Annotated in this window: 15 protein-coding genes and 2 tRNA genes; 4 read left to right on the top strand and 13 right to left on the bottom strand. The window is 61.3% G+C overall.

Annotation, left to right across the window (positions count from 1 at the left end; all coding sequences use genetic code 11):
- Positions 1-310: 310 nt before the first annotated feature.
- The 8 genes from ABVN20_RS16485 to rnr form a co-directional block, all read right to left on the bottom strand.
- Positions 311-2,629 carry a YgiQ family radical SAM protein gene (locus tag ABVN20_RS16485; protein WP_368556767.1) on the bottom strand — a complete coding sequence of 773 codons (2,319 nt, stop codon included), beginning with the start codon at positions 2,627-2,629 and terminating at the stop codon, positions 311-313.
- Positions 2,630-2,829: 200 nt separating this feature from the next.
- Positions 2,830-4,227 (bottom strand): replicative DNA helicase, encoded by a 1,398-nt coding sequence (gene dnaB, locus ABVN20_RS16480; RefSeq protein ID WP_368556766.1) that lies wholly within the window; start codon positions 4,225-4,227, stop codon positions 2,830-2,832.
- Between the two features lie 134 nt (positions 4,228-4,361).
- A complete protein-coding gene (gene rplI / locus ABVN20_RS16475; protein WP_368556765.1) occupies positions 4,362-4,808 on the bottom strand; it encodes a 50S ribosomal protein L9 in 447 nt (148 codons plus the stop codon).
- Between the two features lie 21 nt (positions 4,809-4,829).
- Entirely contained in the window at positions 4,830-5,723 is an 894-nt protein-coding gene (locus ABVN20_RS16470; RefSeq protein WP_368556764.1) for a hypothetical protein, read from the bottom strand.
- Positions 5,724-5,759: 36 nt separating this feature from the next.
- Entirely contained in the window at positions 5,760-5,990 is a 231-nt protein-coding gene (gene rpsR / locus ABVN20_RS16465; protein ID WP_002551829.1) for a 30S ribosomal protein S18, read from the bottom strand.
- A gap of 28 nt (positions 5,991-6,018) precedes the next feature.
- Positions 6,019-6,441: a 30S ribosomal protein S6 gene (gene rpsF / locus ABVN20_RS16460; protein WP_037015709.1), complete on the bottom strand. Its 423-nt coding sequence runs from the start codon at positions 6,439-6,441 to the stop codon at positions 6,019-6,021.
- 303 nt (positions 6,442-6,744) lie between these two features.
- On the bottom strand, positions 6,745-7,497 hold the full coding sequence (rlmB, locus tag ABVN20_RS16455) for a 23S rRNA (guanosine(2251)-2'-O)-methyltransferase RlmB (protein WP_368556763.1): 753 nt from the start codon (positions 7,495-7,497) through the stop codon (positions 6,745-6,747).
- A complete protein-coding gene (rnr, locus tag ABVN20_RS16450; RefSeq protein ID WP_368556762.1) occupies positions 7,494-10,109 on the bottom strand; it encodes a ribonuclease R in 2,616 nt (871 codons plus the stop codon). The genes rlmB and rnr overlap by 4 nt, the downstream gene beginning before the upstream one ends.
- Positions 10,110-10,335: 226 nt before the next feature.
- Here rnr and ABVN20_RS16445 point away from each other — a divergent pair.
- The 4 genes from ABVN20_RS16445 (at position 10,336) to ABVN20_RS16430 (ending at position 13,701) form a co-directional block, all read left to right on the top strand.
- Positions 10,336-10,422: transfer RNA gene (locus ABVN20_RS16445), tRNA-Leu, on the top strand.
- Between the two features lie 163 nt (positions 10,423-10,585).
- Positions 10,586-10,672: transfer RNA gene (locus tag ABVN20_RS16440), tRNA-Leu, on the top strand.
- A 453-nt stretch (positions 10,673-11,125) separates the two neighbouring features.
- Positions 11,126-12,136, top strand: coding sequence for an extracellular solute-binding protein (locus ABVN20_RS16435; RefSeq protein ID WP_368556761.1), 1,011 nt, complete (start codon positions 11,126-11,128; stop codon positions 12,134-12,136).
- Positions 12,136-13,701, top strand: coding sequence for an ABC transporter permease (locus ABVN20_RS16430; RefSeq protein ID WP_368556760.1), 1,566 nt, complete (start codon positions 12,136-12,138; stop codon positions 13,699-13,701). The genes ABVN20_RS16435 and ABVN20_RS16430 overlap by 1 nt, the downstream gene beginning before the upstream one ends.
- 94 nt (positions 13,702-13,795) lie before the next feature.
- On the opposite strand, the gene ABVN20_RS16425 is transcribed toward ABVN20_RS16430, so the two are convergent.
- The 5 genes from ABVN20_RS16425 to hflK form a co-directional block, all read right to left on the bottom strand.
- Entirely contained in the window at positions 13,796-15,730 is a 1,935-nt protein-coding gene (locus tag ABVN20_RS16425) for a methyl-accepting chemotaxis protein (protein ID WP_368556759.1), read from the bottom strand.
- Positions 15,731-15,881: 151 nt separating this feature from the next.
- Positions 15,882-17,174, bottom strand: a complete 1,293-nt coding sequence (locus ABVN20_RS16420) for an adenylosuccinate synthase (protein WP_368556758.1) — start codon at positions 17,172-17,174, stop codon at positions 15,882-15,884.
- 54 nt (positions 17,175-17,228) lie between these two features.
- Entirely contained in the window at positions 17,229-18,416 is a 1,188-nt protein-coding gene (locus tag ABVN20_RS16415) for an ATP phosphoribosyltransferase regulatory subunit (protein ID WP_368556757.1), read from the bottom strand.
- 312 nt (positions 18,417-18,728) lie between these two features.
- Positions 18,729-19,598: a protease modulator HflC gene (gene hflC / locus ABVN20_RS16410; protein ID WP_368556755.1), complete on the bottom strand. Its 870-nt coding sequence runs from the start codon at positions 19,596-19,598 to the stop codon at positions 18,729-18,731.
- Positions 19,598-20,773 carry an FtsH protease activity modulator HflK gene (gene hflK / locus ABVN20_RS16405; protein WP_368556754.1) on the bottom strand — a complete coding sequence of 392 codons (1,176 nt, stop codon included), beginning with the start codon at positions 20,771-20,773 and terminating at the stop codon, positions 19,598-19,600. The genes hflC and hflK overlap by 1 nt, the downstream gene beginning before the upstream one ends.
- Between the last annotated feature and the right edge of the window lie 87 nt (positions 20,774-20,860).

Here is a 20,860-nt window from a genome sequence, read left to right as displayed (position 1 = left end):
GGCAACGGGCAAAAGTGCGCAAGACTTATGCCACCCGGTGGCGCGGGGGCTTTCTCGTATTACAGGAAGGGAGTACAGCACCAAAATCGGGCGGGTGGGAGGTCTATCGGATTTGCTTGCACGGATTTGTGGCGAGGCAGTGCAAAGTTGCTGGCAGCTCTGGCCCCATCGCGAGCAGGTCGCTCCCACATTTGTCCGGCGTACACCGGTCCCCTGTGGGAGCGAGCCTGCTCGCGATGGGGCCAGCAGCCTTCACACAAAAAAAACGCCAACCCGAAGGCTGGCGTTTCCTGTTCAGCTCACACAAGCCTCAGCGCGGCACCACAGGCTTGCGGGTCGGCTTCTGGCCCTTGCCACCCTTGGCCGCTTCCTTGCGCTCCTTGGCCGCCTGCTGGTTGCGCGCGAATGCGGCAGCCTTGGCCTGTTCACGCTTGTCCCACGGGTTGCCGCCATCACTGGCACGCGGTGGCAGGCCGGTGTGCTGGGTGAGGATCTTGGTGGTCTTCTCACCTCCGACCTTGTGGCTGCCAGCCGGCGTCGAGTTCTTGCGACGGGCGCTCTGGTAGCTGTCGGTCGACGGCTGGTGCAGCGGGATCAACTGGTTCTTGCCCGGCCCGATAAGGTCGCCACGGCCCATGCGCAGCAGCGCTTCACGCAGCATCGGCCAGCCTTTCGGGTCGTGGTAGCGCAGGAACGCCTTGTGCAGGCGACGCTGCTCCTCGCTCTTGACGATGGTCACCCCATCGCTCTTGTAGGTGACCTTGCGCAGCGGGTTCTTGCCCGAGTGGTACATCGCGGTGGCGCTGGCCATCGGCGACGGGTAGAACGCCTGCACCTGGTCGGCACGGAAGCCGTTGCCCTTGAGCCACAGGGCCAGGTTCATCATGTCTTCGTCAGTGGTGCCAGGGTGCGCCGCGATGAAGTACGGAATCAGGTACTGCTCCTTGCCCGCTTCCTTGGAGAACTTCTCGAACATGCGCTTGAACCGGTCATAGGTGCCGATGCCCGGTTTCATCATCTGGTTGAGCGGACCTTCCTCGGTGTGTTCCGGGGCGATCTTCAGGTAACCACCGACGTGGTGGGTCACCAGCTCCTTGACGTACTCCGGCGACTCGACCGCCAGGTCGTAACGCAGGCCGGAAGCGATCAGGATCTTCTTCACGCCCGGCAACGCACGGGCGCTGCGGTACAGCTGGATCAACGACGAGTGATCGGTGTTCAGGTTCGGGCAGATGCCGGGGAACACGCACGACGGCTTGCGGCACGCGGATTCGATCTCCGGGCTCTTGCAGGCGATGCGGTACATGTTCGCGGTCGGGCCGCCGAGGTCGGAAATGACGCCGGTGAAGCCTGGGACCTTGTCGCGGATCTCTTCGATTTCACGAATGATCGACTCTTCGGAACGGTTCTGGATGATCCGGCCTTCGTGCTCGGTGATCGAGCAGAAGGTGCAGCCACCGAAGCAGCCACGCATGATGTTCACCGAGAAACGGATCATGTCGTAGGCCGGGATCTTGTCCTTGCCGTACGCCGGGTGCGGAATGCGCGCATAGGGCATGCCGAACACGTAGTCCATCTCTTCGGTGGTCATCGGAATCGGCGGTGGGTTGAACCAGACATCGACTTCGCCATGCTTCTGTACCAGCGCACGGGCGTTGCCCGGGTTGGTTTCCAGGTGCAGCACGCGGTTGGCGTGGGCATACAGCACCGCATCGTTACGCACCTTTTCCACGGAGGGCAGGCGGATCACGGTCTTGTCGCGGGTCATCTTGGGGCTTGCCAGGATCTGCACGACCTTGGCTTCCTGCGGATCTTCTGCACTTGAAACAGTCGACCCCTTCTCCTGCTCGATGGCGCAGGCCTGGGTGTCCTGGGTGTTCACGTACGGGTTGATGATCTTGTCGATCTTGCCCGGACGGTCGATGCGCGTGGAGTCGATTTCGTACCAGTCTTTCGGCGTATCGCGACGAATGAACGCGGTGCCGCGCACGTCGGTGATGTCTTCGATCTTGTGGCCGTAGGACAGGCGCTGGGCGACTTCGACAATCGCACGCTCGGCGTTGCCGTAGAGCAGGATGTCAGCGCAGGCGTCGATCAGGATCGAGTTGCGCACCCGGTCCTGCCAGTAGTCATAGTGGGCGATGCGGCGCAGGGAGGCCTCGATGCCACCGAGCACGATCGGCACGTGGTTGTAGGCTTCCTTGCAGCGCTGGCTGTACACCAGGCTCGCGCGATCCGGCCGTTTGCCCGCCAGGCCACCGGGGGTGTAGGCGTCGTCGGAGCGGATTTTCTTGTCGGCGGTGTAGCGGTTGATCATCGAGTCCATGTTGCCGGCCGCGACGCCGAAAAACAGGTTCGGCTCGCCCAGCTTCATGAAGTCGTCTTTGGACTGCCAGTTCGGCTGGGAAATGATCCCGACACGGAAGCCCTGGGCTTCCAGCAGGCGGCCGATAATCGCCATGCCGAACGACGGATGGTCGACGTAGGCATCACCGGTGACGATGATGATGTCGCAGGAATCCCAGCCGAGCTGATCCATCTCCTCCCTGCTCATGGGCAGGAATGGCGCTGGACCGAAGCATTCGGCCCAGTACTTGGGATAGTCAAATAACGGCTTGGCTGTTTGCATGACGATGACCGGTGTTGGCTTGCATGGAATTTCGCGGGCGCGGAATATAGCACAAATTTTGACCAATTCCGACGGCTGTGGTCGGAAATATCATGGGCCCCAATCGCGAGCAGGGCTCGCTCCCACAATTGAACGGTACACACCGAACCAATGTGGGAGCGAGCTTGCTCGCGATGAGGCCAGGTCAGGCGACGATGATCTTATTCATCATCATCGAAGTTATAGCTACCCGGCGCCAGGTTCTCGAACCGCGTGTACTTACCGATGAACGCCAGCCGGATAAACCCGATCGGGCCGTTCCGCTGCTTGCCGATGATGATCTCGGCAATGCCCTTGTGCTCGGTTTCCGGGTGATACACCTCGTCGCGGTACACGAACATGATCACGTCGGCGTCCTGCTCGATCGCTCCGGATTCCCGCAAGTCGGAGTTCACCGGACGTTTGTTCGGCCGTTGCTCCAGGGAACGGTTGAGCTGCGACAACGCCACTACCGGGCAGTTGAATTCCTTGGCCAGGGCTTTCAGGGAACGGGAGATCTCGGAAATCTCGTTGGTCCGGTTGTCACCGCTGGAACCCGGGATCTGCATCAGTTGCAGGTAGTCGATCATGATCAGGCCGACATCGCCGTGCTCACGCACCAGGCGGCGGGTCCGGGCGCGCATTTCCGACGGGCTGATACCGGCGGTATCGTCGATGAACAGCTTGCGGTCGTTGAGCAGGTTGACCGCCGAGGTCAGGCGCGGCCAGTCGTCGTCTTCCAGTTGGCCGGAACGCACCTTGGTCTGGTCGATCCGCCCCAGCGAGGAGAGCATACGCATGATCAGCGATTCACCTGGCATCTCCAGCGAGTACACCAGTACCGCCTTGTCGCTGCGCAACACGGCGTTTTCCACCAGGTTCATGGCAAAGGTGGTCTTACCCATCGACGGACGGCCGGCGACGATGATCAAGTCAGCCGGTTGCAGGCCGCTGGTCTTGTCGTCGAGGTCGGTGTAGCCGGTGGACAGGCCGGTGATGCCCTCACCCGTGTTGAACAGGGTGTCGATGCGGTCGATGGCCTTGGTCAGCAAATCGTTGACGCCCACTGGCCCACCGGTCTTTGGCCGGGCCTCGGCGATCTGGAAGATCTGCCGTTCGGCTTCGTCGAGGATCTCTTCGGCGGTACGTCCTTCGGGGTTGAAGGCGCTGTCGGCGATGTCGTTGCTGATGCCGATCAGCTGGCGCAGGGTCGCGCGCTGGCGCACGATCTTCGCATAGGCCTTGATGTTGGCGACCGATGGCGTGTTTTTCGCCAGCTCACCGAGGTAACCGAGGCCGCCGACCTGTGAAGTCTGGCCTTCCTTTTCCAGCTGCTCAGCCAGGGTCACCACGTCGATAGGCGAGTTCTGGTCGGCCAGCTTGGCAATCGCGCGGAAAATCAGGCGGTGATCATGCCGATAGAAATCGCCGTCGGAGACTTGATCGAGCACGCGTTCCCAGGCGTTGTTGTCCAGCATCAGACCACCGAGTACAGCCTGTTCGGCCTCGATGGAGTGTGGTGGCACCTTCAGCGTGCTGGCTTGCAGATCGTATTGCTCGGGAGCGGAAATTTCGTTCATGGTCACTTGGTTTTTTTAACAAACAGGAATTGAAAAACGGGAGTTCCCAGAAAGACAAAGGGCACGACCTGTAAACAGGATCGTGCCCGATGTTAACCGTCTGACGGGCAAGCCGCCAGCCGATCAGGTGTTGCTTAAGCTGCTACCACGACAACGCGTACGGTGGCTTCGACTTCAGCGTGCAGGTGCACGGCTACATCGTATTCGCCAACCTGACGGATGGTGCCGTTTGGCAGACGAACTTCGCTTTTCTGCACTTCAACGCCGGAGGCGGTCAGTGCGTCAGCGATGTCGTGGGTGCCGATCGAACCGAACAGCTTGCCTTCGTCACCAGCAGTGGCAGTGATGGTCACTTCCAGCTCAGCCAGGTGAGCAGCGCGGCTTTCAGCCGATGCTTTACGGTCAGCGGCTGCTTTTTCCAGCTCAGCGCGACGCTCTTCGAACGCAGCCAGGTTGGCAGCGGTCGCAGCGGTGGCTTTGCCAAAAGGCAGCAGGTAGTTACGACCGTAGCCGGCCTTAACCTTTACTTTGTCGCCCAGGTTGCCCAGGTTGGCGATTTTTTCCAGCAGGATCAGTTCCATTTGGTATTAACCTCTTAACTTTTAACCTTCACCGTTCGCGTTATCGGCGTCTTTCGGCGCCAGACGACTGCGAAAATCAATCAGGCTGTCGACGATGGCCAGGACCACCAGCAACGGATAGATCAGCTGCATGAACAGCAACAACGTGACGTACAACCCCACCAGCCAGAACCTGGCCAATCGCTTTTGCGCCACCAGCCCGTGAATCAGGGCCAGCCCGGCGAACACCAGCGGTACACTGCACAACGGCGTCAACATGGCCATCTGCGGACCGATGTTCGGCCCCAGAAGCATGCACGCCAGCAGTAACATCGCCAGCCCCAGCGGGAAGCGGATGGTGCGAAACTCGCGACCAAAACCACCCGGGTTGTACAACAACGCCTGCCAGTAGCGCCCGACAAGCAGGCTCAGCACACTGACGATTTGCAACAAGGCCGCAATCAGGCCGGTCAGGACCGGTGCAATCAGGGACGCAAAATGCGCTTGCTCGTCTACCGACAACTTCTGGTAGACATCACCGAGTAGCGACGGCATGACCTTGATCAAGGCCTGCGCCAGCATCTCGATTTGGGGAGCAAAAACTGTCCCCAGCACCACTGCAAACACCACTCCCATCGCTATGCTGACCAGCAGCACGCGGTTCCAGGATTCGCTTGCGCGCAAAACCAGCGCAAGGCTCGAAGACCCCAGCAGCACCAGAAGTGCCCGTGGGTCGTCGGAATACAGCCACCAGACCAACGCCGGCAGCAGTCCCAGTGCGAGAACGCCCAGGGCGTCCTGCAATCCGCGCCGCAGGAGCACGAGGCATCCGGCGGCAGCACCCAACCAATACAACAACGGCAATGCCGCGCATCCAGCCACTACCAGAGTGGCCTGCATACGGCCGCGCATGATGAACTCAGCCAAGGCACGCATGCATTCAATCCTTTGCTACGAGTCGACGACCCGGTCTCAGCGGCCGTGGCTGTCGGTGTAGGCCAGCAGGGCCAGGAAGCGGGCGCGCTTGATAGCGGTGGCCAGCTGACGCTGATAACGAGCTTTGGTACCGGTGATACGGCTTGGAACGATTTTGCCGGTCTCGGATACGTAGGCTTTCAGAGTGTTGAGATCTTTGTAATCGATCTCTTTCACGTCTTCAGCGGTGAAGCGGCAGAATTTACGACGACGGAAGAAACGTGCCATGTAATAGGCTCCTCAAAAGGTCCGTGGATTACTCGTCAGCGTTATCGCTGTTGTCGCTGTCATCACCATCAACGCCTTCAGCGTCGGAGTGCTCAGGACGGTCGCGACGCTCACGGCGCTCACTGCGGTTTTCTTCAGCCTTGAGCATCTCGGACTGGCCGGTAACGGCTTCGTCGCGACGGATGACCAGGTTACGGATCACTGCATCGTTGTAACGGAAGTTGTCTTCCAGCTCGGCCAGGGCCTTGCCAGTGCACTCAACGTTCAGCATCACGTAGTGAGCCTTGTGAACATTGTTGATTGCGTAGGCCAGTTGACGACGGCCCCAATCTTCCAGACGGTGGATTTTGCCGCCGTCTTCTTCGATCAGCTTGGTGTAACGCTCAACCATGCCGCCGACTTGCTCGCTTTGATCCGGGTGGACCAAAAAGATGATTTCGTAATGACGCATGAATGCTCCTTACGGGTTGTAGCCTGCCGCTCGAAGGCGATCAGACAAGGAGTGAATGACACTTATGGACTTGCTTGCGGGAGACACATGCGTGCCTGCCGTCACAGCAAGGGGCGCAATTGTAGAGAAGGGAGGGGAGAGGTGCAAGGTAATTGGTGATTATTTGAACAATCACGCTCTTCGCATCACCCAATGCCCCTGTAGGAGCGAGCTTGCTCGCGATGCGGTGCGTCAGTCGACATTAATGCAGGCTGATACACCGCTATCGCGAGCAAGCTCGCTCCTACAGGGTGGGTGTGTAGGTCAGGCCTTTTTGGCGGCTGCCCGCTGGCGCTGCGCTTCGAACAGGCACACGCCGGTCGCCACGGAGACGTTGAGGCTGCTGACGCTGCCGCTCATCGGCAAATGCACCAGGTAATCGCACAGGTCGCGGGTCAGGCGGCGCATGCCGCTGCCTTCGGCGCCCATGATCAGGATGGTCGGCCCGGTCATGTCCTGCTGATACAGGCTCTGCTCGGCTTCGCCGGCGGTGCCCACGACCCACAGGCCGCGCTGCTTGAGTTTTTCCAGGCTGCGCGCCAGATTGGTCACGGCGACGAGCGGGATCACTTCCGCCGCGCCACAGGCCACCTTGCGCACCGTTGGGGTCAGCGTGGCCGACTTGTCCTTGGGCACGATCACCGCCAGCGCACCGGCGGCATCCGCCGAGCGCAGGCAAGCGCCGAGGTTGTGCGGGTCGGTGACACCGTCGAGCACCAGCAACAGCGGTGCGCCTTCGGTGCGATCGAGCAATTCGTCGAGCATCGCTTCGCCCCAGACCTGGCTCGGGCTCACCTCTGCTACCACGCCCTGGTGCACACCTTCGACCCAGGCATCCATCTCACGGCGCTCGGCATTGCCGACCGGCACGCGGTTTTCGCCGGCGAGCGCGATCAGGTTCTGCAGGCGCGGCTCACTGCGGCCTTCCGCCAGCCAGATCTGCTTGACGCGCTTGGGGTGGTGACGCAGCAACGCTTCCACGGCGTGCACGCCGTAGATTTTTTCCAACTGACTCATGACTTCGCCTTCGGTTTACGCGCCCCGCCGCTTTTGGCTGGAGCGGAACCCGCTTTTGACGGGCCCTTACGGTGTTTGCTCGGTTTGCCGGCCGGGGCCTTGTCCGGCGCGGAACGCCCGGACTTGCCACCCGCAGACGCCTTGCCGCCGCTTTTCGCCTCGGACAGCAGGGCCTTCTTCATTTCGCGGCTTTTGCGCACCTCGGCGTTTTTCGCCGCGGCATCGCTGGAGCGGTAGGCCTCGACAGGCTTTTCCTTGGCGGTGCGACGACCGGCTTTCGCCGCCGGTTCGGCCGTTTTTGCCGCAGCGGGTGCCGTGGTTTCTGCACCGCGCTTCTTGCGGCCAATCGGTGCGTTGATGGTCTTCTCAGCCATCTCGAAGTCGATCTTGCGTTCGTCGAGATCGACGCGCATGACCCGCACTTCAACGGTATCACCCAGGCGGAAACTGCGCCCGGTGCGTTCACCGGCCAGGCGGTGATGCACAGGATCGAAGTGGTAGTAATCGCCCGGCAGCGCGGTGACGTGCACCAGGCCTTCGACGTAGATGTCGGTCAGCTCGACGAACAGGCCAAAACCGGTCACGGCAGTGATCACGCCTGGGAACGACTCGCCCACGCGGTCTTTCATGAACTCGCACTTGAGCCAGTTCACCACGTCGCGGGTCGCTTCGTCGGCACGACGCTCGCTCATCGAGCACTGTTCGCCCAACTGCTCCAGTGCCGCTTCGTCGTACGGATAAATGCGCGCCTTCGGAATGGTCATCGCACCGGCACGACGCACGTGCGGGGTGTCCATCTTCGAATGGATCACGCTGCGAATCGCCCGGTGCGTGAGCAGGTCCGGATAACGACGGATCGGCGAAGTGAAGTGGGTGTAGGCCTCGTAGTTCAGGCCGAAGTGGCCCTGGTTGTCGGAGGTATACACCGCCTGGCTCAGCGAGCGCAGCATCACGGTCTGGATCAGGTGGAAGTCCGGACGATCCTTGATGCCGGCCAGCAGGGCCTGATAGTCCTTCGGCGATGGACCGTCCTTGCCCTTGTGCAGGGACAGGCCCAGCTCACCGAGGAAGGCGCGCAGTTTTTCCAGACGCTCCGGCGGCGGGCCGTCGTGAACGCGGTACAGCGCAGGAATTTCGTGCTTCTGCAGGAATTCGGCGGTGGCCACGTTGGCCGCCAGCATGCATTCCTCGATCAGCTTGTGCGCGTCGTTACGCACAGTCGGGCGGATCTCGGCGATCTTGCGCTCGGAACCGAAGATGATTCGGGTTTCCTGGGTTTCAAAGTCGATCGCGCCACGCACATGGCGGGCGGCCAGCAGCACCTTGTACAGCGCATACAGTTGCTTGAGGTGCGGCACGAGGTCGGTGTACTCGCCACGCAGCTTGCGCGCTTCGGCGGCTTTCGGCGTCTCGAGCATGGCGCTGACCTTGTTGTAGGTCAGGCGCGCATGGGAGTGGATGACCGCTTCGTAGAAGCAGTAATCGGTCATTTCACCGGATTTGGAGATGGTCATCTCGCAGACCATGGCCAGACGATCGACCAGCGGATTGAGCGAGCACAGGCCGTTGGACAATTGCTCCGGCAGCATCGGAATCACGCGCTCAGGGAAGTACACCGAGTTGCCGCGAACCTGGGCCTCGGCGTCCAGCGCCGAACCGAGTTTCACGTAGCTAGAAACGTCGGCAATCGCCACGTACAGCTTCCAGCCACCGGAGAACAGGCGCAGCTTGCCTGGGCGGGCTTCGCAGTAGACCGCGTCATCGAAGTCGCGGGCGTCTTCGCCGTCGATGGTGACGAACGGCAGGTGACGCAGGTCGATGCGCTTCTCTTTATCTTTCTCTTCGACTTCCGGCTTGAGCTTGCCGGCTTCCTTCATGACCGCATCGGGCCAGACGTGAGGAATGTCGTAGGTGCGCAGGGCCACGTCGATTTCCATGCCCGGCGCCATGTAGTTGCCCACGACCTCGATCACGTCGCCTTGCGGTTGGAAGCGTGGCGTCGGCCAGTGGGTGATCTTCACTTCGACGAACTGACCGATGTCGGCGTTGGCGTTGCGACCCGGGGTGACCAGCACTTCCTGCTGGATTTTCGGGTTGTCCGCGACCACGAAGCCGATGCCGCCCTCTTCGAAGTAACGACCGACGATGGTTTCGTGGGCACGGGACACCACTTCGACGATCATGCCTTCGCGACGACCGCGACGGTCCACGCCGGAAACCCGGGCCAGGGCACGGTCGCCGTCGAACACCAGGCGCATTTGCGCCGGGCTCATGAACAGGTCTTCGCTGCCGTCATCCGGCACCAGGAAGCCGAAACCATCGCGGTGACCGCTGATGCGACCGAGGATCAGGTCGAGCTTGTCCACTGGCGCATAGGTGCCACGGCGGGTGTAGATAAGTTGAGCGTCACGCTCCATCGCGCGCAGACGGCGACGCAAAGCCTCGATCTGGTCTTCGGTGACCAGGCCGAACTCTTCGACCAGTTGCTCGCGGTTAGCAGGCGAACCCCGATCAGCAAGGTGCTGAAGGATCAGTTCGCGGCTAGGAATAGGGTTTTCGTATTTTTCCGCTTCACGAGCGGCCTCGGGATCGAGGGACTGCCAATCGGCCATTAGAGAGTTTTCACCTTGTCTATATGCGGGTTAGTTTGGCATAGGCGTAATGAAACGGGAAATTTCGGGCTATAACGCCCCTTCTAAAGCCCTTTATCGACGCTGCGAAGCCGATTTGAATGCCGCTGGTAACATTTTTCAGGTTTTTTTGAAGGCAGGGGTTTACAGTTAAAAAGACGCTCCGTATAGTGCGCGCCATCGACGACGCACTAGCGCTGCCGATACTGCCCAGATGGTGAAATTGGTAGACACGCCAGCTTCAGGTGCTGGTGACCTTACGGTCGTGGAAGTTCGAGTCTTCTTCTGGGCACCAATTTCGAGCTTGAGATTAGATCAATTTCAAGGCTCACACAAAAACCCGCGAAAGCGGGTTTTTGCATTCTAAGCTTTTGATTTATTAAAACCAAATCAGGGGTTTACAGATCAAAAAGCTCTCCGTATAGTGCGCCACATCAACAGCGGCAACGCTGATGAATGCCCAGATGGTGAAATTGGTAGACACGCCAGCTTCAGGTGCTGGTGACCTTACGGTCGTGGAAGTTCGAGTCTTCTTCTGGGCACCAATTTCAAATTCAGGATTGGATTCTGGATTTCACAAAAACCCGCGAAAGCGGGTTTTTGCGTTTCTGGGCTTTTGAAATGCACCTCGCCCCAACGTCCAACGTCCAACACCCAACGTCCAACACCCAACACCCAACACCCAACATCGACTACCCAATACCCAATACCCACTGTCCCCTGTAGGAGCGAGCCTTGCTCGCGATGGTCGTCAACGATAACGCTGACTGCCTGACGCCCCGCGGTGTCTGGGCCTCCATCGCGAGCAAGGCTCGCTCCTACAGGGGGCAAGGTTGGGTTCGGGATTGAGGATTCAGGGCTCAGGGTTCAGGGTTCAGGGTTCAGGGTTCAGAACACCCCATACCAAACGCACAACCCCGCCGCAAGGCGCACTTGAGAAACAATATCGTTTATCATTGTTGCAAGTTTTTGCAATGCGACAGTGAGGAACCCTGCGAATGATGTTTCGAAATACCCTGCGCCGCGGCCTGACCATGACCCTGCTCGGCCTGGCACTCGCCACTCCCCTCACCCAGGCTGCCGATCCCGTTTCCCTGACCCTCTACAACGGCCAACACAAGGAAGTCGGTGACGCCGTCGCCAAGGCGTTCGAAGCCAAGACCGGTATCCACGTCGACGTACGCAAGGGCAGCAGCAACCAGCTGGCCAGCCAGATCGTCGAAGAAGGCGACCGCTCGCCGGCCGACGTGTTCTACGCCGAAGAGTCGCCACCACTGAACAAACTCGGCGAACAGGGCCTGCTGGCCCAGACCGATCCCGCCACCCTGGCCGTGCTGCCCAAGGATTACGTCGCCGCCAACGGCACCTGGATCGGCGTGACCGCACGGGTCCGTGTGGTGGCCTTCAACCCCAAGCTGGTCGATGAAAAGGACCTGCCCAAGTCGGTCATGGAGTTTTCCGATCCGAAATGGCAAGGCAAGGTCGGTTTCGTGCCCACCAGCGGCGCTTTCCAGGAACAGGCCGTGGCCATCATCCGTGTGCACGGTATGGACGCCGCCGAGGAATGGCTGACCGGCCTGCGCGCATTCGGCAAGACCTACAGCAACAACATGGTTGCCCTCAAGGCGGTGGAAAACGGCGAAATCGCCACCGTGCTGGTGAACAACTATTACTGGTTCGCCCTGCAACGGGAAAAAGGCCAGCTCGATTCCAAGCTGCACTACTTCACCGGCGGCGACGTCGGCGGGCTGATCACCGTTTCCAGTGCCGCCGTGGTCAAGGCCACCAAGCACCCGAAGGAAGCGCAACAACTGCTGGCGTACATGGCCAGTGAAGAAGGCCAGCGCGTGATCACCCAGACCACCGCCGAGTACCCGCTGCACAAAGGCATGGTCTCGGATCGCGGCCTCAAGCCGTTCAGCGAGCTGGAAGCGCCGAACGTCACGCCGGCTGACCTCGGCAACGCCGAAGAAGCCCTGGACCTGGAACGCGATGTTGGCTTGAATTGATGAGCGCATCGTCATCCGCCCCCGCCGTGCGCGGGGGCTATCTAACAGGACGCAAGCGGCCGTCGATCTGGCTGCTGCTGCCGGTCCTGCTGCTGGTGGTGCTCAGTCTGCTGCCACTGGCCTATGTCGGCCTGAAAACCTGGCAGGCCGGCTGGGCCGAGGCGCTGCACTTGCTGTGGCGCCCCTATGTATTCGGTCTGCTGCGCAATACCCTGGCACTGATGGTCGGCGTGACCGTCGCCTGCGGGGTCATCGGCCTGTCGCTGGCCTGGCTGCTGGAACGCAGCAACCTGCCGGGACGGCGCCTGTGGGGCGTGATCCTGTGCCTGCCGTTCGCCGTGCCGGCGTTCGTCAGCAGCTTCACCTGGGTGTCGCTCAGCGCGCACTTCGAGGGCCTGGGCGGCGCCATCCTGGTGATGACCCTGTCCAAATATCCGCTGATCTTCCTGCCGGTTGCGGCGACCCTGCGCAACCTCGACCCGTCCCTTGAAGAATCGGCGCGCACCCTGGGGCTGAACCGCTGGGGCGTGTTCTTCAAGGTCACCCTGCCGCTGCTGTGGCCATCGTTGCTGGCCGGCTCGCTGCTGATCGCGCTGCACATGCTGGTGGAATTCGGCGCACTGTCGATCATCGGCCTGCAAACGTTCACCACGGCGATCTACCAGCAATTCGAACTGGAATTCAGCAACGCCAACGCGGCGATGCTGTCGGCGGTGCTGCTGGCGCTGTGCCTGATGCTGCTGTGGTTGGAATTGCGGGTGCGCGGCAAGGGCCGCCACGTGCGCATCGGCCAGGGCGCGGCGCGACACGCCGAACAGGTACCGCTGGGGCGCTGGGCGATTGCCGGGCAGCTTTACTGCCTGGCACTGGCGATCGTCGGCAGCGGCATCCCCCTGGGCATGCTGGCGTACTGGCTGATGGTCGGTTCGTCGGCGGCGTTCCCGGTGGCGGCGATCACCGAAGCCCTGCTGTCGTCGCTCGCGCTGTCCATGGGCGGTGCAGCGCTGTGCCTGGTACTGGCGGTGCCGGTGGGACTGCTGGTAGTGCGCTACAAGGGCCAACTGGCCATCTGGGCCGAACGCCTGCCCTACCTGCTGCATGCGCTGCCGGGACTGGTGATCGCCCTGACCCTGGTGTACTTCGCGCTGCATTACGTACCGGCGCTGTACCAGACTTCGGCGTTGCTGCTGGTGGCCTATGCGCTACTGTTCCTGCCGCTGGCCCAGGCGCCGATCCGCACGGCGCTGAACAAGGCCGCCCCGCAACTGGAAGAAGCCGCCCGCACCCTGGGCGCATCATCGTTCAGCGCATTCTGCCGGGTGACCTTGCCGATCATTTTCCCGGCATTGGGGGCGGCGTTTGCGCTGGTGTTCCTTGATGCGATGAAGGAATTGACCGCGACCCTGCTGCTCAGCCCGACCGGGCTCAACACCCTGGCCACGGAAGTCTGGGCGCATACGGCGAATGTCGAGTTTGCGGCGGCAGCGCCTTATGCGGCGTTGTTGATTGTGGTGTCGGGGTTGCCGGTTTATCTGTTGACGACGCGGATGTATCTGAACCGCTGATAACAGCATCGCGAGCAAGCTCGCTCCTACAGTTTGGAATGCATTCCCCTGTAGGAGCGAGCTTGCTCGCGATGGCGGTCTTACAGACTACACATCAAGCCCTGAACTGCCCCAGACTGGCCTTGAGCTGCGCCGCCAACCCATCGAGCACCTTGCCGCTCTCGGTCGTCTCTACCACCGCCTGAGCCGCTTTCTCGGCCTGGGCGTGAATGGTTTCCACACGCCCGCGCACCGCCTGCGCGCCCTGCGCCTGATGCGCCGCGGCCTGCGTGGCCAAGCCAATCGCCGCATGCACCTGCTCGACCGATGCCTGCACCGACTGCTGCAGACGCGCGCTGTCACGCAGTACCAGCAACCCTTCGCTGGCCTGGCGCCCGGCCTGGCCAATCGCGGCCACGGCCTCACGCGCACCTTGCTGCAAGGCAACGATGTGCGCCTGGATGTCGCCGGTCGAGCTTTGGGTCTTGCTCGCCAGCGCCCGCACTTCATCGGCCACCACGGCAAAGCCGCGACCGGTCTCACCGGCACGCGCCGCCTCGATGGCCGCGTTCAGCGCCAGCAGGTTGGTCTGCTCGGCGATGCCGTGAATCACCGTCAGCACCACTTCGATCTGCTCGCTCTGCTGGGCCAGCCGCTCGATGACCTTCGCCCCGGTATCGACCTGCTCGGCCAGCGCTTCGATCAGGCTGCCGACCTTGGCCGAGGTGCGAGTGTTTTCATCGGTGGCCGAACGAATGTCCACCACCTGCTGCAAGGCCGCCTGCATTGCATGGCTTTCCGACTGCGCCTCATCGGCCATTTGCGACAACGCGCGCAGGCTCTCGGCCACCTCGTCGCGCTGCATGCCGGCCGCCGCTTCGGCCCCGGCATTGCGCAGGGTCATGGCGCCGATCTCGACGCCGGTGCGCTGGGCGACATCGCCGGCTTCGCGCACGATAGGCTGCAACTTATCGACAAAGCGATTGACCGCCGACGCCATGTCGCCGATCTCGTCCTTGCTGTTGATCTGCACACGCTTGGTCAGGTCACCCTCGCCGGCCGCCAGGTCGTCCATGGCCAGGATCAACATTTTCAAGCGATTGACTACACGACGCCCCAGCACCACGGCCAGCAACAGCAACACGCCGCAACCAACCAGGGCCAGGCCGACACCAATGCGCCAGCGCAGGGTCGCCGCGGCTTCCTGCACGGTGCCGGTGGTGTTGGCTTTCATGTCGGCCGCGGTGGACTGGGCCGAGGCCAGGCGTGCGCGCATGGCGGTGGCACTGTCGGCTGCCGCGCCCTTGAGGCTGTCACCCACCAGTTGATCACTGTTGGCGATCAGCGATTCAAAACGCTTGTCCAGCGCCGCCAGGTCAGTCTCTACAGAGGCGGTGGATACCCCCATCAGCACCTTGCCGATTTCCACGCCATTGGGGTTGATCGAGGCTTCCACGTAGTAAACCGACGGATCGTTTTTCGCCGCGTCGAGCACCTTGTCCAGCGCACGCTCGCCCTGGCCTTTTTCCAGCAGCGCCTTGTTGATCGGGTTCTCGCGGTTGAGGTAGCGCGTCAGATGCTGGCCGGTGGCATCGTCATAGACGACGAACAGCACGTTGGGATTGCGCTGGGCGCGACGGGCGAATTCGGACAGGGTCGGCACGTCGTTGTCCCACATGGCGCGGGGCGCGACCGAGGCCAGGAGCTGCGCCATATCACTGGCGGAGTCCTTCAGGTCTTTTTCCAGGGTAGCCCGCAGCTGCGCTTGCTCCTCTTCCAGACGCGAAGACAAGCCGGCGGTGAGCCGCTGGCGCGTACTGGCGGAGAGGCTGTCGAGGCTCGACGTGACTTCGCGTCCCGCCTGCTCAAGCTCGGTGGACAGTTTTTGGCTGTCGGCGCCCAGGCGAACGCCCAGGTCGGCTTCCAGCGCAGTCACCGTGCTGCGTGTCAGGGCAACCGCAACGAGCACTTGCACCAAAAGAGCGATACCAAGGGTAACGAAGACGGGCCGCAGAAGACGGCTTTGTAACAAGGAGAGAACGGCCGACACAGGTAATCCCTCTACTTTGACGCCATTAAATTGATGGCACGCTGCAAGCCATGCTTTTTTAATGAAATCCCAGCAAAGGTCGTGCCGTCCTGCAGACAGATACGACAAAGGGCCCAAATGAGGGCCCTTTGTGTTTTACATCAACGACTTATTAAGCGAACGGATGACGCAGAACGATGGTTTCGTTGCGATCCGGGCCCGTCGAAATAATGTCGATCGGCGCGCCGACCAACTCTTCGATGCGCTTGATGTAGTCGCGAGCGGCCTGCGGCAGCTCTTCCAGGGTCTTGGCGCCGAGGGTCGACTCGCTCCAGCCTGGCATCTGCTCGTACACCGGCTCCAGGCCGATGTAGCTGTCGGCGTCGGTCGGTGCGTCGATCACTGCACCATCCTGGTTCTTGTAGCCAACGCAGATGTTGATGGTTTCCAGGCCATCCAGTACGTCCAGCTTGGTCAGGCACAGGCCCGAGATGCTGTTGACGTCGATGGCGCGACGCAGGATGACGGCATCGAACCAGCCGCAACGACGGGCACGGCCGGTGGTCGCACCGAACTCGTGGCCACGCTTGGCCAGGAATGCACCGATGTCATCGAACAGTTCGGTCGGGAACGGACCGGAACCGACGCGAGTGGTGTAGGCCTTGGTGATACCCAGGATGTAGTCGATGAAACGCGGACCCACACCCGAACCGGTGGCGATGCCGCCAGCGGTGGTGTTGGAGCTGGTGACGTACGGGTAGGTACCGTGGTCGATGTCCAGCAGGGAGCCCTGGGCACCTTCGAACATGATGTCCTTGCCAGCGCGACGCAGCTCGTGCAGCTCGGCGGTGACGTCGAGCATCATCGGCTTGAGCAGCTCGGCGTATTCCATGCACTCGTCCAGGGTTTTCTGGAAGTCGATGGCCGGCTCTTTGTAGTAATTGACCAGGACGAAGTTGTGGTAGTCCAGCAACTCACCCAGCTTGGCAGCGAAACGCTCGCGGTGGAACAGGTCACCGATGCGCAGGCCACGACGGGCTACTTTGTCTTCGTACGCCGGGCCGATACCGCGACCGGTGGTACCGATCTTGTGCTCGCCACGGGCTTTTTCACGAGCCTGGTCCAGTGCCACGTGGTAGGACAGGATCAGCGGGCAGGAAGGGCTGATGCGCAGGCGCTCGCGCACCGGTACGCCTTTCTCTTCCAGCTTGTTGATTTCCCGCATCAGGGCGTCAGGTGCAACCACCACGCCGTTGCCGATCAGGCACTCTACGCCTTCGCGCAGGATGCCCGACGGGATCAGGTGCAGGACGGTTTTTTCACCGTCGATCACCAGGGTGTGGCCCGCGTTGTGGCCACCTTGGTAGCGCACTACGGCGGCAGCATGTTCGGTCAGCAGATCAACGATCTTGCCTTTGCCCTCATCACCCCATTGGGTGCCCAGGACTACGACATTCTTACCCATAACACTTGTCCTCATTCGCGCAAACTTGGTGCCGGCGGCGGCCGGCAGGAAAACTCAAGAAGCCAGTGGCGATACTTGCCAAAGCCCGTTCTGCTGGATCAATTGCCGGTCGCAGTCCGCATCACGGGCGGCGGCCAAAGGCTGCCCAGGCAAGGCCTGGACAACACGCTGACCCTCACTGCGCAACTGGCAAACCTGCTGCCAGAGTGCCGCATCCGTACTGTCAGGCATCCAGATACCGCCAGACGGTAGCTCGATCTCAGCACGCCCCAGGGTCACCAGGGTTTTCAAATCGGTGGAGAAGCCGGTGGCCGGACGGGCACGACCGAAGTCGGCGCCGATGTCGTCGTAACGACCGCCCTGGGCGATGGACTGACCCACACCCGGCACGAATACGGCGAACACCACACCGGTGTGGTAGTGGTAGCCGCGCAACTCGCCCAGGTCGAAGTACAGTGGCAGCTCCGGGAAACGGCTGGACAGACGCTCGGCAATCGCCAGCAAGTCGTCCAGTGCCGCCAGTACTGGCGCTGGCGCCTTGGCCAGGCGCTCGCGAGCCGCTATCAGCACTTCACGGCCGCCACACAGGTCGACCAGCGCACGCAGCATGCCCGACAGTTCTGCCGGCAGACCCTCGGTCAAGGTAATGACCTCGTCGATGGCCTTACGTTGCAACGCATCGAACAACTGCTGCTCGACTTCACCGGACAAACCGGCCGCACGGGCCAGGCCACGGTAGATGCCGACATGCCCCAGGTCCATGTGCACATCCGGCACATCGGCCAGTTGCAGCATGGCCAGCATCAGGCTGATGACTTCGACGTCACTGCTCGGGCTGGCGTCGCCGTACAACTCGGCACCCAATTGGATCGGGCTGCGCGAGGATGACAAGGCGCGAGGTTGGGCGTGCAACACACTGCCGGCATAGCACAGACGATTAGGGCCTTCGCGACGCAAGGTGTGCGCATCAATGCGCGCCACCTGCGGCGTGATGTCCGCCCGGAAACCCATCTGCCGACCCGACTGCGGGTCGATGACCTTGAAGGTACGCAGATCCAGGTCCTGGCCCGCGCCGGTCAGCAGGGATTCCAGGTACTCGATATGGGGAGTCACGACGAACTCGTAACCCCAGCTCTGGAACAGATCCAACACCTGGCGACGCGCAACTTCTATGCGCGCCGCCTCTGGTGGCAGTACTTCTTCGATGCCATCTGGCAGCAGCCAGCGGTCTACCGTTGCCATTACGCCATTCCCCTATCATCCGGGCGGCAAGCCTTGGGGCGAGCCTTGAGTGAAGCAGAAAATGCCTGGCCCTGCGAAAAACACGCGCAAGAGCGACGAAGCGAAAAGCCCATAACAGGCTTCGCCAAGCACTTTCCTCATAAAACCATGTCGAGCCTGTGGGCTCGGGCCTGCATAAAAACAGCAATCAAACGTGCAGACGCAAAAAAGCCGGGAATTTCCCGGCTGCCGCATCATACACACGTTTTACCAAAGGATCACCCCGCCAGAGGTTTTAGCCGCCCGGCGGGGGAGATTTTGGTCAACGTCGTATCAAGGCTTGGCTTTTTCCAGGTAGTGGAAGAAGTCGCTGCTTGGGTCGAGGACCATGACGTCGGATTTGTTAGCGAAGCTTTCACGGTAGGCACGCAGGCTACGGTAGAACGCGTAGAACTCCTGGTCCTGGCCGTAGGCCTTGGAGTAGATCGCAGCGGCCTGGGCATCGCCGTCACCGCGAATCTCTTCCGATTCACGATAGGCTTCAGCCAGCAGCACGCGGCGTTGACGGTCGGCGTCGGCACGGATGCCTTCGGCCAGCTCGTTACCCTTGGCGCGGTGCTCGCGAGCTTCACGCTCACGCTCGGTGCTCATACGTTCGAACACGCTACGGTTCACTTCCTTGGGCAGGTCGATGGTCTTGACGCGAACGTCGACCACTTCGATACCCAGTTCTTTCTCGGCCATCCTGTTCAGCGAAGAAGTGATGTCCGCCATCAGCGCATCACGTTCACCCGACACCACTTCGTGCAGGGTGCGCTTACCGAACTGGTCACGCAGGCCCGATTCCAGACGACGGGACAGACGCTCGTCGGCGATCTGCTTGAGGCCGGAAGTCGCGGTGTAGAAACGCTCGGCGTCCTTCACTCGCCACTTGGCGTAGGCATCGACCATTACGGCTTTCTTTTCCAGGGTCAGGAAGCGCTGTGTCGGCGCATCCAGCGTCATCAGGCGAGCGTCGAATTTACGCACCTGGTTGACGTAAGGCACCTTCACATGGAGGCCAGGCTGGACATCGGCCTGGACCACGCGTCCGAACTGCAGCAACACCGCACGCTCGGTCTGAGCCACGATGTAGAAGCAGTTCCAGGCAGCGATCGCCACGACGACGCCGACAATAAGGGCGATCAGCGATTTATTGCTCATCAGCGACTCTCCCTGGTACGTGCCTGCTGTTGCTGCAGATCAGCTGCGGCACGGGCATTCGCTTCATTGCTGGTGGCTGCTGCGCTGTTCATCGGCGTGCTGGTGCTACGACCACTGCTGTCGATCATTTTGTCCAGCGGCAGGTAGAGCAGGTTGCTCTGGCCGTTCTTGTTGCCGGTCACGAGTACCTTGCTGGTGCTGCTGAAGACTTCCTGCATGGTGTCCAGGTACAGGCGCTGACGGGTGACCTCAGGTGCCTTGCGGTACTCGGCCACCAGCTTGGTGAAGCGATCGGCCTCACCCTTGGCGCGCGAGACGGTTTCGTCACGGTAGCCGTTGGCGTCTTCAAGAATGCGCTGGGCCTGACCACGGGCTTCCGGCACGACGCCGTTGGCATAGGTTTCCGCCTGGTTGCGCGAACGCTGCTCGTCTTCACGGGCACGGATCACGTCATCAAAGGCTTCCTGTACTTCACGCGGTGCCGCTGCGCTCTGTACGTTGACCTGGGTAACGGTGATACCGGTGCGATAGGTATCCATGAAGCGTTGCAGGCGCTCCTTGATGTCGGTAGCCATCTGCTCACGACCTTCGGTGAGCACCTGGTCCATCGCGGTGGAACCCACCACATGGCGCAGGGCGCTGTCGGTCGCGTGCTGCAGGCTGATTTCCGGCTGGTCGACGCTCAGCACGAAATCCTGCAGGTTGCTGATCTTGTACTGCACGGTCAGCGGCACTTCGACGATGTTCTCGTCTTCGGTCAGCATCTGGCCCTGCTTGGTATACGCACGCTCACGCGTGACGTTTTCCATGTACTTCTTGTCGATCGGCGGGAAATAGATATTCAGGCCCGGACCGACCGTTTCGTAGTACTTGCCGAAGCGCAGCACCACGGCCTGCTCCTGCTCGTCGACGACATAGACCGCGCTGTACAGCCAGACAGCCGCCAGCACGACCAGGCCGATGCCGAGTATGCCGCCAAAGCCGCCACTCTTGCCCGGACCACCGCCGTCATCCCCACGTTTCTTACCACCACCGAACAACCCGTTCAGGCTTTCCTGCAGCTTTCGGAAGGCCTCGTCGAGATCTGGTGGCCCCTTGCGGTCGCCGTTATTGCGGCGCTTGCCACCCCAAGGATCCTGATTATTCGAGTTGCCACCCGGCTCATTCCAAGCCATAGCGCTCTCCATCTGATAAAGCAAAGACGCACCCACGGCGCGCCGACCAATGCTACAGAATGCCTGTCCCTGCGGCACAACCGCTTT

It is taken from the genome of Pseudomonas sp. MYb118 (assembly GCF_040947875.1).
Classification (GTDB): Bacteria; Pseudomonadota; Gammaproteobacteria; order Pseudomonadales; family Pseudomonadaceae; genus Aquipseudomonas.
This window is presented reverse-complemented; position numbering and strand designations above follow the sequence as displayed.